Source organism: Lysinibacillus sp. FN11 (assembly GCF_024628845.1).
GTDB classification, from domain to species: domain Bacteria; phylum Bacillota; class Bacilli; order Bacillales_A; family Planococcaceae; genus Lysinibacillus; species Lysinibacillus capsici.
In genome coordinates this window covers 3,354,733-3,368,228 of record NZ_CP102383.1, presented here as the reverse complement: position 1 = coordinate 3,368,228, position 13,496 = coordinate 3,354,733, and the positions used below count along the sequence as shown (strand labels likewise).

The 13,496-nt window shown below is 35.9% G+C and carries 12 protein-coding genes and 1 other RNA gene; 11 read left to right on the top strand and 2 right to left on the bottom strand.

Annotated elements, in window-relative coordinates; translation table 11 throughout:
* Positions 1-151 precede the first annotated feature (151 nt).
* The 11 genes from NP781_RS17795 to NP781_RS17745 all read left to right on the top strand — a co-directional run bounded on the left by NP781_RS17795 (position 152) and on the right by NP781_RS17745 (position 10,728).
* Positions 152-1,177 carry a DctP family TRAP transporter solute-binding subunit gene (locus NP781_RS17795; protein ID WP_009373225.1) on the top strand — a complete coding sequence of 342 codons (1,026 nt, stop codon included), beginning with the start codon at positions 152-154 and terminating at the stop codon, positions 1,175-1,177.
* An 11-nt stretch (positions 1,178-1,188) separates the two neighbouring features.
* Positions 1,189-1,686 carry a TRAP transporter small permease gene (locus NP781_RS17790; RefSeq protein WP_112116600.1) on the top strand — a complete coding sequence of 166 codons (498 nt, stop codon included), beginning with the start codon at positions 1,189-1,191 and terminating at the stop codon, positions 1,684-1,686.
* A complete protein-coding gene (locus NP781_RS17785; protein ID WP_257520490.1) occupies positions 1,683-3,008 on the top strand; it encodes a TRAP transporter large permease in 1,326 nt (441 codons plus the stop codon). The genes NP781_RS17790 and NP781_RS17785 overlap by 4 nt, the downstream gene beginning before the upstream one ends.
* Before the next feature lie 14 nt (positions 3,009-3,022).
* Positions 3,023-3,772, top strand: a complete 750-nt coding sequence (locus tag NP781_RS17780; RefSeq protein WP_009373217.1) for an SDR family NAD(P)-dependent oxidoreductase — start codon at positions 3,023-3,025, stop codon at positions 3,770-3,772.
* Entirely contained in the window at positions 3,765-4,241 is a 477-nt protein-coding gene (locus NP781_RS17775) for a PCC domain-containing protein (RefSeq protein WP_257520489.1), read from the top strand. The genes NP781_RS17780 and NP781_RS17775 overlap by 8 nt, the downstream gene beginning before the upstream one ends.
* 11 nt (positions 4,242-4,252) lie before the next feature.
* Positions 4,253-5,734, top strand: coding sequence for a class I adenylate-forming enzyme family protein (locus NP781_RS17770; protein ID WP_257520488.1), 1,482 nt, complete (start codon positions 4,253-4,255; stop codon positions 5,732-5,734).
* The gene (locus tag NP781_RS17765) at positions 5,731-6,864 is read left to right on the top strand and encodes a thiolase C-terminal domain-containing protein (protein ID WP_257520487.1); all 1,134 of its coding nucleotides are present in this window, start codon (positions 5,731-5,733) and stop codon (positions 6,862-6,864) included. Before NP781_RS17770 ends, NP781_RS17765 begins: the two co-directional genes overlap by 4 nt.
* Positions 6,865-6,867: 3 nt before the next feature.
* Positions 6,868-7,176: a Zn-ribbon domain-containing OB-fold protein gene (locus NP781_RS17760; RefSeq protein ID WP_257520486.1), complete on the top strand. Its 309-nt coding sequence runs from the start codon at positions 6,868-6,870 to the stop codon at positions 7,174-7,176.
* 208 nt (positions 7,177-7,384) lie between these two features.
* A complete protein-coding gene (locus tag NP781_RS17755) occupies positions 7,385-8,308 on the top strand; it encodes a DMT family transporter (protein ID WP_257520485.1) in 924 nt (307 codons plus the stop codon).
* A gap of 204 nt (positions 8,309-8,512) precedes the next feature.
* Positions 8,513-8,868: a transfer-messenger RNA gene (gene ssrA, locus NP781_RS17750) on the top strand.
* Positions 8,869-9,375: 507 nt separating this feature from the next.
* Positions 9,376-10,728 (top strand): hypothetical protein, encoded by a 1,353-nt coding sequence (locus tag NP781_RS17745; RefSeq protein WP_257520484.1) that lies wholly within the window; start codon positions 9,376-9,378, stop codon positions 10,726-10,728.
* Between the two features lie 54 nt (positions 10,729-10,782).
* Here NP781_RS17745 and NP781_RS17740 read toward each other — a convergent pair whose 3' ends face one another.
* Together NP781_RS17740 and NP781_RS17735 are read right to left on the bottom strand one after the other, a co-directional pair.
* Entirely contained in the window at positions 10,783-11,907 is a 1,125-nt protein-coding gene (locus tag NP781_RS17740; RefSeq protein WP_257520482.1) for a UvrD-helicase domain-containing protein, read from the bottom strand.
* Positions 11,889-13,478 carry an ATP-dependent nuclease gene (locus NP781_RS17735; protein WP_257520481.1) on the bottom strand — a complete coding sequence of 530 codons (1,590 nt, stop codon included), beginning with the start codon at positions 13,476-13,478 and terminating at the stop codon, positions 11,889-11,891. Before NP781_RS17735 ends, NP781_RS17740 begins: the two co-directional genes overlap by 19 nt.
* Between the last annotated feature and the right edge of the window lie 18 nt (positions 13,479-13,496).

Genomic DNA, 13,496 nt, shown 5'->3' with positions numbered 1-13,496 from the left:
ATGCTGTTATTTGTATGATTTTTATTTATTAGAGACAAAAATCACTCAATTATCATGTAACTTTTTATCCCCTAGGAATATATATTTAGATTTTTCGGAATTATAAAATAATTATAGAATCTAATATAAAAAGAGTAGGGGGATATATTTTATGAGGAAATTTTTAAAAGGGAGAAATCTTCTCTTGGCTATGCTCTTGATCGTATCAGCAATACTAGCTGCCTGTGGTGGTAGCAGTAGCGGGGATGCTGATGATAAAGAAAAGTCATATAAATTAAAAATGTCTGTTACAGTATCAGATTCATCAACATGGTATGAGGCAGCAAAAAAACTGGCAGATGATATGGATAAAGAAACAGATGGTCGCATTAAAATTGAAGTATTTACAAATGAACAATTATCTGGGGGAGATTCGGGTAAGGCTGTTGAAGGCTTAGCAAAGGGTTCAATCGATTTAACATTTAACTCTACGATTATTTATTCGATTTTAGATCAACGTTTTGGTGTGACAAGTGCACCTTTTTTACTTAAGGATCATTCAGAGGTAGATAAAGTGTTTAATGGAGAAGGGGGAGAAAAGCTTAAAGAACTTTTAGCTGAAAAGGGTGTACAAGCTTTAGGCTATGGAGAGAATGGTTTCCGTCAAATAACGAATAGTAAGCGTGAAATTAAGCTACCAGAAGATTTAAAGGGATTAAAGATTCGTATACCTGGTATTACCATGTACACAGATTTATACCGTTCATTAGGAACAGATCCTGCAACAATGACATTCTCAGAAGTGTTTACAGCATTGCAGCAAGGAACGATTGATGGGCAAGAAAATCCTATTGATGTTATTGCTTCGTCAAAGCTTGACGAAGTTCAGGATTACTTAACATTGTGGAACTATTCATATGATCCATTAGTGTTAGGTATGAATAAAAAGCTCTATGATTCTTTAAGTGATGCAGACCGTGAATTATTTGATCGACTAGGTAAAGAGGCAGCTGCATATCAAGTGAAAATTGCACGTGAAAAAGAAGCATCACAAATTGAAGATTTAAAAGCTAAAGGAATGAATGTTTATACGCCAACAGATGCAGAATTGGAAGCGTTTAAAAAAGCTGTTCAGCCTATTTATGATAAATATACGGATATTTGGGGAGAAGATTTATTGAAAGCGTTTACGCCATAAGGGGGAAACATATGAAATTCTTAGACTATTTTGAAGAGATTATATTAAGCGTTACATTTGCAGCGATTACATTTATAACATTTGTAAACATTGTTTCTCGTAATTTAGTCAACTTATCCCTTTCTTTTACAGAAGAAATCACAGTTAATTTGTTAGTATTGCTTACATTTGTTGGTACAGCATTGGGTGTGCGTAGATACGCACACCTTGGTTTTACCTTATTGTTCGATAAAGGGAATAAGCTGACAAAAAAGGCGATTGTCATTATTTCATCAGTAGCAAGTGGCGTATTGTTTGCAGTATTACTTTATTACGGCATTGATATGGTATTGTTCCAAATGGAGATTAATCAAACAACACCGGCATTAGGAATGCCGCAGTGGATTTTATCTTCTGCCTTACCACTAGGTGCATTACTATGTTTAATTCGTACAGTTCAAGCGATGGTTGAAGAATATAAAGCGGTAAGTAATGAAGGGAATGGAGCGGAAGGAGATGAGCTAGCATGATAGCATTATTACTTTTTGGCTCCTTTATCGTGCTCGTATTTTTAAGGGTACCCATTGCTGCGTCCTTAGCAGTAGCTTCAATGGTAGTGCTATTTACATCACAAGGGCTATCTGGATTTGAGGCATTAACAGATATTATGTATACGAGCGTGGCAAAGTTTACGCTATTAGCGATTCCATTCTTTATTTTAGCGGGTGTCATTATGGACCATATCGGAATTTCTAAGCGTTTAATCGATTTTGCACAAACATTAGTTGGACATCGTAAAGGTGGCATTGTACTTGTAACGGTATTAGTAGCGATTTTCTTCGCTGCTATTTCAGGGTCTGGTCCAGCCACAGTTGCTGCCATTGGAGGTATTCTCATTCCGGCAATGGTGAAAAACGGCTACCGTAAAGAAACTGCTGGGGGATTAGTGGCGAGTGCGGGTGCGATAGGTATTATTATTCCCCCATCGATTGCCTTCATTATTTTTGCAGTAGTAGCAGGAGATCAAATCCCTATTACAATTAACCGTCTTTTTATGGCAGGGGTTATACCAGGTATTTTAGTAGGAATCGGTTTATTTATTGCTGGAATGTACGTTCGTAAACGGGACATTAAAAAAGGTATTTTTAATGACTCTGTGGAAGCAGTTAAGCGAAAAAGTACAGGAAAAGAACGCTGGGATGCATTTATTAAGGCACTTCCTGGATTAATGATTCCTGTCATTATTTTAGGTGGAATCTATGGAGGGTTTTTCACACCAACAGAAGCGGCAGTTATTGCGGTTGTATATGGACTAATTGTAGGACTGTTTATCCATCGAAAAGGCTACATAAAAATGATGTATCGTATTTTTATTGAATCGGCGTTACAAACAGCAGTTGTAATGATTATCGTAAGTGCCGCCTCTGTTTTTGCCTATATTGTCACAACAGAGCAAATTGCCTCAACTATTTCAAATACAGTTTTAGGTTTAACCGATAATAAAATCATTATTTTACTACTAGTAAATATTATTTTATTAATTGCGGGTGCATTTATCGATGCCATTTCTGCGTTTTATATATTTGTCCCGATATTACTTCCAATTATGTTAATGCTCGATGTAGACCCGGCTGTATTTGGCGTGTTTATGACGATTAACTTAGCAATCGGCTTATTTACACCACCTGTTGGCTTGAATTTATATGTTGCTGCCAGTATTTCAAAGGCCAATATCGTTCAAATTTCAAAAGGGGTGGTCCCGTTTATTGTTGCTTCGGTTATCGTTTTATTACTTGTAACCTATATACCTTCTCTATCAACATTTTTACCAGATTTATTAAATATTAAATAGCAAAGGGGAAAACTATGATGACATTAAAAGATGATGTAGCGATTGTTACAGGAGCGGCAAGTGGTATTGGACAAGCAGTTGCGGTCCAGCTTTCAAAGCAAGGGGTACATGTTGTTTTAGTTGACTTAAATTCATGTGAGAAAACAATTGAAAAACTAGCACATGATAGCTATTTAGAATGCTTAGGAGATATTCGTGATGCAGAGTTTGTGAAAGCAACAGTCAATCGCACAGTTGAAAAGTATGGAGAGATTCATATCTTGGTAAATAATGCTGGGACATGTAGTCGCAAAAATATTGAAACAATGACTTTTGAGGAATGGTCGCGTGATCTTGATACGAACTTAAAAGCAACATTTATGTTTACCCAGGCATGTGTGTACCCACATATGAAGGATGCACAATATGGTCGGATTATTAATATTAGCTCAGTTTCAGGTTTAAACGGTGGTGTTACCTCTGGTGAAGATGGTACAGGTCGCTCAGGTCCAGCTTATGCTGCATCAAAAGGAGGGGTTATTGCCCTTACGAAATGGGTAGCAAAAGAGCTTGGCCCACTTAATATTACTTGTAACTCTGTGGCACCAGGCGCAACCTTAACAGGTATTACAACAGGGGTTCCATACAATTTAGATCAACAGGTTATTAAGCGTATCGGCACACCAGATGATATTGCAAGTGCCGTCTTATACTTTGCATCGAGGGAGGCTAGCTATGCAACTGCTCAGGTGTTAAAGGTAGATGGAGGGATTAGTATTGGATAATTCTCGTTGGCAAGCTTTGTATGACCGACCTACGGATAGAATTATCGGGAGATTGAAAGCAGGAACGGATTTATTTACTGGGATAAAAGAGGTTTGCAATCACTTTGGGGTAAAGGGAGGGCAATTTCAATGCATGGGATCCCTAAAGCAGGCTACCTATGTTCAAGTTCAAAGAGGTGAAAAGCAAGGGACCATTGTTTATTCACCAAAACGGCAAACTACCTCTCCAGTCGAACTTATTTCTGGTTTAGGGTTTATTGGGATAGATATGGAGACGAATAATTTAGATATTCATTTCCATGGATCTTTTGTCGATTGTGATCAACATTTTACTGGTGGTCATTTTCTTGAAGGAGAAAATGAAATCGCCATCACAGTCGAATTCATCCTCTATCCATTAAGAGAGGCGATACCGAAAAGACGGAAGGATCACCAATTTGGGGTTCTAATTTTTCATTTTGATGAATAGGGGGAAGATAAATGAGTACAATTGGCCAATTAGCACTGAAATCGGCTCGAGCGTATCCAGATAAAATAGCAGTTAAATTCAAAGATCGTGCGATTTCCTATGCCAATTTGATGGAACGGGCCTATGCTCTAACAGCTTATTTTAAAAGCCTTAACTTACAAAAAGGAGAGCGCGTAGGTATTTTAATGTCAAATCGATTAGAGCATATAGAGCTTGATGTAGCTGTTTCTTTATATGGTCTTATTAAAGTCCCACTTAATTACCGATTGCATCCGAAAGAACATGAGTATCAGGTGAAGGATTCAGGCATGAGTCTGATGATTGGTGAAAAATCATTAATTGATCCGCTACAAATTGACTTTCCAATTCTTTATTGTGGAGAACCGTATGAGCTAGTAGTGAAACAGTTTAAAGGGCAATCCCATGAAAATGAAGTGAACGAAAATGATACGATGGCCATTATGTATACTTCAGGAACGACAGGTAATCCGAAAGGCGTTATGCTATCACATCGCAATATGGTTAGTGGAGCCCTATCCTTAGCAATAGCGTGTGAAGTTGACTATACGGATATGCTCGGTCACGTCGCACCACTGACACACGGGGCAAACTTTTTAAGTCATGTGGCATGGCTCTATGGCTTAACACAAGTTATTTACGATAAATTTGAGCCAGAGCAATTTGTTCATTTATTAGAGCAGGACCGTATTTCAATTATTTTCCTAGTCCCAACGATGGTCAACCTAATGATTCAGCACGATCAGTTCAACCCGCAGAAGCTTCGTACCATTAAATCGATTAATATGGCAGGCTCACCGATTGCTGCTGCTAAGTTGCAAGAGGCACTAGATAAAGTAGGAACAAAATTTGTAGAAACCTATGGTCAAGTAGAGGGACCGATGTGCATTTCGATGATGCCACGCGAGGATTTACCATCTCGCCTTGATTCATGTGGTAGAGTTGGACCATTTGTTGATGTGAAAATCGTGGATGCTGAGGGCAATGAATGTCCAGTAGGAGAAATAGGCGAAATTACGGCAAAGGGCCCGCTTATTATGCAAGGCTATTGGAATAACGAAAAGGCGACTGCCGAAACATTGCGTGATGGCTGGCTTCATACAGGTGATTTAGGCAAGCTAGATGCGCATGGCTACCTATCGATCGTGGACCGTAAAAAGGAGGTCATTATTTCAGGTGGCGTTAATATCTATCCTCGCGAAGTAGAGGAAGTGTTGAACAAGCATGAATTCGTCAAGGAAACATGTGTAATTGGTATTCCAGATGACAAATGGGGCGAATCCATTGTCGCCTATGTCGTGCCAAACGGCCGTGGAGAAATTGAGAAGGATGCCTTAATCGAGCTTTGTCAGCAACATTTAGCGAGCTTTAAAAAGCCAAAAGAAATTTTCGTAGTAGAGTCCCTACCAAAAAGCTCCTATGGGAAGATTTTAAAACGTGAGCTAGTAAAACAGCATATGGAGGTGACACAATGACGGTATATGTTCATAGTGTAAGCATGACGAAGTTCGGTAACAATGAAAATGCTTCATTAAAGGATTTAATGCTCACTGCTAGTAAAGAGGCGCTAGATGAGGCAAGAGACTTAAAAATCGATGCGGTTTATGTTGGCAACTATATGGGAGGTAGCTTAGCCAATCAAGAAATTCTAGGTGCGATCGTAGCAAATGACCTAGGGCTCGGCCCCATTCCTACAGCCAAATTAGAAGGTGCCTGTGCATCAGGTGGTATTGCATTACGACAAGGTATTTTAGGTATATTAAGTGGCGAATATGAAAGCGTTTTAGTTGTCGGTGTAGAAAAAATGAAGCATGCCCCAACCGCCACGGTCACGCAATTTATTAACTCTGCAATGGATCAGACGACAAACGAACGTTATGCGGGTCTAACTTTCCCAGGATTTTTTGGCGTAGTCGCAAACCGCTACTTCCATGAGACAGGTGCAAATAAATCCCATTTAGCAAAATTAGCGTTGAAAAACCGTGAAAATGCATTACAAAATCCATTAGCCCAATTCCAAAAACCAGCAACACTCGAAGAAATAATGAATGCACGCATGATTACAGATCCACTTGGTTTATTCGATTGTTCACCTATTACAGATGGAGCAGCAGCAGTTGTGTTATCTCGTAAGCCATCGGATATTAAAATAGTAGCATCTGCACAGGCTTCAGGACCGACAATGATGCAGGATGCCATTGATTTACTATCATTACCAGCGATTCGCATTTCAGGACAGCAAGCCTATGAAAAAGCAGGGGTTGGTCCTGAGGATATTGATGTTGTGGAAATTCACGATTGCTTCTCCATGACTGAAATGCTGGCCATTGAAGAGCTTGGTTTTTTCCCGAAATTAGAAGGCTGGCTAGCTATTGAGCAAGGAAAAACGCGCGTGAACGGAGAAAAGCCTGTCAATACAAGCGGAGGTCTATTATCGAGAGGACATCCTATTGGCGCAACAGGTGTGGCGCAGTTTTACCAATTAGTACTACAATTACGTGGATACGCGCCAAACCAGCTAGAAAAACGACCGCGGTTAGCACTTGCACAAAATTTAGGTGGTACTGGTTCTTATTCGGTTGTCCACATATTAGAAAGGGTGTAGCAGATGAAGGTTTATGAATGCTGTGGTGTAGAGTCAGTAACGAAAAAAGTGTATTGCAGCACCTGCCGCCAAGAAATTAAAAACGAACGAGAAGTCCCAGATGAGGGAACCGTGTACAGCTTTACGATCATTCAGATTGCACCAGCAGAATATGCCCATTTGGCACCGTATTCTGTGGCACTAGTCCAGCTAAAGGATTCAACAGCCAAGCTAACAGTGCGCATTCAAGAAAATGTCCAAATCGGTGACCTCGTACAGCTTGATGAAATGAAAGATGGAACATACATTTATCAAAAGGTGAGAAATGCTTAAGGATGAGTATGAAGTATGGTAGGCTGTTTGGAAGGCGATGTCTTTCCTGGCGGCCTACTTTCTTATGAATAGTCTACTAGACTTATTATAAAAGCCCCTTTATTGTGGCAAATTTCAATTTGGATCCTGCAGCAGGTGTTAGCCTGTTGTCTCATAGAACATAGAGAGGCTTCTTATCTTGCGATCGAATAAAACAGGAGGTGATGACATGGCAAATGCAAAGGTTTATTCCATTTTAATTTTCGTTATGTTTCTTTGGGGCATGAACGTTACATGGCTAAAAGTGATTGTTTCCAATGGCGATCCATTAACGATACAAACGGCGCGTATTTTTCTTGCAGCTATTACGATTTTTATTATTTTAAAGCTAACGAAGCAGCCGCTTTATAGAAAGGGGATGCCATTTAAGTACATATTCATTGGTTGTTTTTTCGGCGTCATTTGTCACCATGTCTTTTTAGCATATGGCATCGTTCAAACAACAGCCATGAAAACAGCCATTATTAGTGGCTTAAGTCCACTTTTTACGGCTCTCATTGCCGTACTATTTAAAGACACGGTTATGACAAAATCTAAATTAATTGGCTTTGCCCTTGGAGGAGTTGGCGTGCTATTCGCAGTGGTAGACGACATTACTGAGCTGACCAACCTACAGCTAGGTGATTTCCTCGTCTTTATGTCATTCTTTTTGCAGGCCTTTAGCTTTATTGCCATTCGCCGTGCCACGGAAGTCATCTCTCCCATGCTGATGACAGGCTGGATGCTTCTCATAGGCTCATCACTCTTATTAATTTTCACATTCGCTACAAGCTTCCGAAGCTACGGGGCATTCTTATCGCTCAGTCCGTTCATATGGCTCGTATTTTTCATGTCCGCCATTTTAGCCACTTCCATCGGACATACACTATATAATTTATGTATAAAACACATTGGTGCAGCGGAATCCGCAATTTTTGTGAATTTCAATACCATATTCGCACTCATTGGAGCGGCCTTATTTTTACATGAAATCATTACACTGCAACAATTTATCGGCAGTTTAATTATTATTTCAGGCGTTATAATCGGCACAAGCAATTTAGAAGAAAGACTTCTTCAAAGGAAAAAAAATCGCGATAAACTAGAGTGTTAGAATAGTAGAGATGCTCAACTTTTCCTAGGCTTCTAATCAGAATGTTTTAGTTGGTGAACTAGCTTATTCAGTGTCTCTACTTGATATTTTAAGCTTTTTATTTTATAATAGTACTACATGCCAGTGAGCATCTACTCATACGATGTTCATTTACAACCTGCCTTGTGCAGCGTTGTCCGAACGGTTTATAACCGGATTATATCCGGGGACGTTACGGATTCGACAGGGATGGTTCAAGCTTTGGTCGCGCGTCGGAGGGCTCGGCTCCGTCATCAACGACAGTTATATAATAACTGGCAAACAACAAAACTTAGCTTTCGCAGCGTAAGCTCGTAAGCGCTCTGCCTCTCTATCGCCCATGTAGAGAACGTGGGGCCCAACTTTAGTGGGATACGGTCGATGGTGCCACCTGAGTCATCGGCAAGAGATTTCCAGGTTAGCGTACAGGACGCCTGTTTGTCGGCATAATGTTACGTGAATCGTAAATAGGCAAACTACACGCGTAGAAGCTGAAGTATTGGAGTTTCTGGACGCGGGTTCGACTCCCGCCGTCTCCATACAGTGAAATTTACTGAATTTCATGGAGTGTCTGTGACGTAAAGCATAAAATTTCCGTTTGGAAAGTTTATGCTTTATTTTTTTTGTGGAAATTTTATGGTTGATTTTTATTTTTATAAATATTTTATGAAAAATTATAATAAAGGGGTAATATAATTATAGACATATTATTAGGAGGTGAAATTTTGAAGCGGAACTTGAGATTATTAAATGCAGAGGATCCAAATTACATTGTAGAAGTGAATTATAATGAGAGTATAAGTTTTACGGTAAGATACGTAAATGATAGAAATATGGGAGAGTTTTATTTCAACATTGAAGATGAATTTGTTTCTACTTTACCCGACACGGAGATTCAAAGGTTAAGGCATTTAATTAGGGGATTTGTAAATCAATATATAGAGCAGTTATAAATGAAAGATATTTATTATATAAGTGAGTTATTTAATAGGCATCTTTTATATTGCTTATTTTATAAGAATATTTGGGTGTTTTTTGGAGGGAATATAATGGAGGCTTGTATATATTGTAATAGGGATGACAAAGTGACAGAGTCACATATAATACCTAATGCACTTTCAAATGGAACTATGAAAAATTATTATGTTTGTCCCCTGCATAATAATAGTTTTAGTGATGCGTTCGAGACCAAGATAATAAGTGGTTTAGGTATTATAGCAAATCGATTAGATATAATATCTACTAACGGAAATGATTATCCTAGATATACTGTTGAATATGAGTGGGATGGAAAAACTTTCATTGATAACAAGCACACAAGTATCAATGGTTGGATTGATAAGATTTTAGAAAGTACAGATAGGACAATGAAAATTGGCCCTAAAAATAAAGTACATACAGAAAAGATAGTAGCAATTGATTTTGCAGACGCTAACCTAAAAATTAATTTTCCAATCAACTTAGAGATCTTTAATTCTTATGAAATGAAGCGTTTAATAGCAAAGATTGCTTATGAATGGTTTTGTAGTTTTAATAAAATTACTACTATGCCGGAGTTTTTGTATGAACTAAGGGAATTTATTTTGGGAGAATCAACTAATGACGTTGTGGAAGTAATTAATGATTTAAAAATTAAAAATGCCTTTAATGGAATTGGTGGAGATTACAGTCATAAACTACTTACATTTATAAATAGTAATAATAAATATTGTGTTATTATCGCATTTTGGGACATAGTATATTATGCAGTTGAAATTTGTCATGTTTCAAGCTTTCCAGAAGGAAAAGAACTTTTTTATCGGGAACAAGTGCTAGATTCTTCACATATCCCGTATGTAAAGCAAACACAAAAAGAATTTGAATTTGAATTTGGGGATTCGTTAAAGAACCTATATTATTCAAAAGATATTTTTGAAGAAAAAATGTTGTCGAATTCTGTGAAAATTACGGCGTTAAATCCTTCCGTTCAATTAAACGAAACATCGTTTAAAATAAACTTAATGATGTTATTAAATGCTTGTGAAAATTACATATGTGGTCAAAAAGAAGGATTTGAAGGCTATTATCAAATTCTGAAGAATGAAGTAGATGAAATTATAAGAAGTAGTGTAGTGACCCCTAGGAAGCTCAGAAGAATTGCCGATGCTATTAAATTTCAAAATAACTCGGTAGACATGAGTGCTTTAACTATAATGCAATTGCCTATTATATATTTGATTTATAAATTAGGGAAAAATCCTCCTCAAAACTTAACTGACATAAATTTTAAAGAATTTACTAAAAAACATCTCTCCACAATTTTTAATGAAAAAGTAGCTGATGAATTAACTAAAGAAATGGTTGAAGATTCTCATTGGATTTTTTATTTAGAACAGGGAACAAAGTATTTGAAACAAATTTGATTTTTTCTGTTTTTCTAAATCGAGATGTTAAAATTAACGAAAAGTTGGAAGGGTTTAAAATAACCTTCCAACTTTTTTTAAATCATTTTTGAATTCTCTAAAATCAGTTTCTTTAATAAAATAAACATCATGAGTGGCTCTAGTAATTGCTACATATAGCGTATTTATTTGAGTAGAGGATAACTTCATAATTGAAAAGTCATCATCAAATAATTCATTAAATGTATTAGTGAGGATAATACAGGTTTTCTTATAAGTATCTCCTTTTGAATAACCCCAATTTATATTTGGCGTGCAGGCATATTTTGAGCTTTCTTGATAGAAAAGTTTATGGATAGATTGATCAGATAGCATTTCCTTAATTTTCTCGCTATTATTTACTAATTCAAAATGACCTTTAACAGTACTTATTGATTCGATATGAATTTGTAATTTTGTTTTAATAAACTCACAAATTTCTTTGGGGACTCGTCTACTTTTGATTAAAGTTGTTTCATCAATTATTGTAGAAGCAGGAAATAGACTTTTGTAATCTTCTTTTGAAATATATGTCTTCCCCTTTTTAAACGGTTTACTAGCGGTCTTGTTAGATTTACTAACAGAATGTTGATAAAAGTCTCCTACAGCAATAACCTCTATACCTTTATATTTTATGAAGAATTGAATTAAATTAAAATCAGCTTCCATAAAATCTTGTAGTTCATCGAAATAAACACAATCACAAAACTTAATAAGTCGCTCTAAAATCAATTTTTTTACAATGCTTTTTTGTTCATTAAATAATGAAGACATTCTGGAGGAATAATATTTTTGATAATAGAGGTAATGTTTCAAATCTTCTTTTTTCTTATATTTGGGATTTGGTTTACCTTGTATTGATTGAGGCTCAGGTGACGTATGAACCTCAACACCTATGCTGGATATTCCTTCTAAATCCCCAATTTTCAACATAGGTTCAAAGGGCTTTAAAAGCCATCTATATGTAAAGCTTGAAAAAGTTAATACCCTAGTGTTTTTAGGAACTTTACCGTGTTTTTTTATAATTTCTCGTTCTAAATTTTTTACATTTTGATTTGTAAATGTAATGACTAGATTTTTTTTGAGTAGATCTAGATGATTAGCAATATAATGAGTTTTTCCAGAACCAGCAGTGGCCAGAATTACTGTTGAATTAGCCATTCAATGCCCTCCTTTATATAATTGGGTAGAAGGGTATTCCTATATTGTTCTTCAGTTGTGATACGCAATGCACTTTCAGTTTTATTTTTTAACATATATGCTAAATCCTTATCATAAGGTTTATTTTTATAAGAAGCTTGCGTTTTTGATTTTTTATTAGAAATATTTTTTAGAATCGATTTATTTTCGTTATAAAGGCATACTTCAAAGGTAAATTCGTCAACAGTGTTACCACATTTAATTAGAATATTAGAATTAGCATCATTAAAAGCAGTAATTTCATCTAAAATATCTTGGTTTTCATCATTATCTGTTATCACTAACAAATTGTTATTAATAATTTTTGATATTTCTATATAGTGTTTGTAAGTTATACCACCGCCAGATAATACCTCGATTTTTAAATTATCTAAGTGATTTTTAAATGAATTGTAGGTAAGGGTTGGTAGTAAAATATATTCACTATTACCTTCAACTAGAATAACTTTATTAGATAATATAAAGTTTAATAATTGCATATTATCGGTTTTCATAAAGTAATCAGCGGTTGCTTGGTTCACAGCTTTTAGAGAAAATGAATTGTAATCACAAATCCAAAGCGTATTTCGGATATTTAATCTACTTACTATTGAGGGGTTATGAGTTGTTATAATAATTTGGGCTTGTCCACAAAGCTGTTGAATATCATTTATTAATTTTCTGGTATTCACATAGCTTAAATGATTTTCTGGTTCCTCAAGCATTATTAAGTCGCTGTTAACTTCTAAAGCAATTTCTGTTTTTATAAGATTTTCTTTACCTTTTCCTTTATTCTGTATAGAGATTCCATCACTTTTTAAATCGACTAAGTTATCTAATATGGTTTTATTCTCATCAATACCAATTGTATAGTCTTTAATGATTAGATCACCATTGTTATCAGTGATAAAACTGTGAATTCTCTTTTTAAATTCATGTCCTAATTTTTGACGTTTAGGTCCATCAATATTTGCGTTGAAAATTTTCTTAGAATAAGAATCAAAAATATTATTTCTCCGTGTAGAATTATCTATTAGAACGTTTTTTATAGGAGTATTTCTGCTAATGTACTTTCTTCCTGCAAAAGTCATCCATTCAGCAATGTAATATTCGGTAGGTATAGGTACAGTAGACTTTTCTTTAGATAATTCATCTTTATCTATTTCAAATAATTCACGATAATTTTGGTCGAATTTGTATGTAAAAGTAATCCCACATTTTAGCTGCGGGCTAAATGAAGAATGGAGACCACAGTAAAATTCATTGTCGATTTTTGTATCATCATCATTAAAAATAACTTCAATTTTGATTTCTGGTAATGAATCGATTGAGGGATTATCCTGGAATTTGTTAATGTTGTTTAGATTAAAATATTTTTCGACAGTAGCATTATTATTAAATAAACGCTGATTTAGAACGATATCTATAGCCTCTAAAATGGTACTTTTACCAGCTTCATTTTCACCGATTAAGACATTAATATGTTCGTTAAATTCTATTTCAAATGCTTCGAATTTTTTTAAACCCCATATCTTTAACTTCGTTATATGCATATAATCACCTTAATTACT

Coding starts and splice junctions, on each gene's coding strand:
- NP781_RS17740 (WP_257520482.1), bottom strand. CDS start 11,907: ATGGCTAATTCAACAGTAATTCTGGCCACTGCTGGTTCTGGAAAAACT.
- NP781_RS17760 (WP_257520486.1), top strand. CDS start 6,868: ATGAAGGTTTATGAATGCTGTGGTGTAGAGTCAGTAACGAAAAAAGTG.
- NP781_RS17745 (WP_257520484.1), top strand. CDS start 9,376: ATGGAGGCTTGTATATATTGTAATAGGGATGACAAAGTGACAGAGTCA.
- NP781_RS17785 (WP_257520490.1), top strand. CDS start 1,683: ATGATAGCATTATTACTTTTTGGCTCCTTTATCGTGCTCGTATTTTTA.
- NP781_RS17780 (WP_009373217.1), top strand. CDS start 3,023: ATGATGACATTAAAAGATGATGTAGCGATTGTTACAGGAGCGGCAAGT.
- NP781_RS17765 (WP_257520487.1), top strand. CDS start 5,731: ATGACGGTATATGTTCATAGTGTAAGCATGACGAAGTTCGGTAACAAT.
- NP781_RS17770 (WP_257520488.1), top strand. CDS start 4,253: ATGAGTACAATTGGCCAATTAGCACTGAAATCGGCTCGAGCGTATCCA.
- NP781_RS17755 (WP_257520485.1), top strand. CDS start 7,385: ATGGCAAATGCAAAGGTTTATTCCATTTTAATTTTCGTTATGTTTCTT.
- NP781_RS17790 (WP_112116600.1), top strand. CDS start 1,189: ATGAAATTCTTAGACTATTTTGAAGAGATTATATTAAGCGTTACATTT.
- NP781_RS17735 (WP_257520481.1), bottom strand. CDS start 13,478: ATGCATATAACGAAGTTAAAGATATGGGGTTTAAAAAAATTCGAAGCA.
- NP781_RS17795 (WP_009373225.1), top strand. CDS start 152: ATGAGGAAATTTTTAAAAGGGAGAAATCTTCTCTTGGCTATGCTCTTG.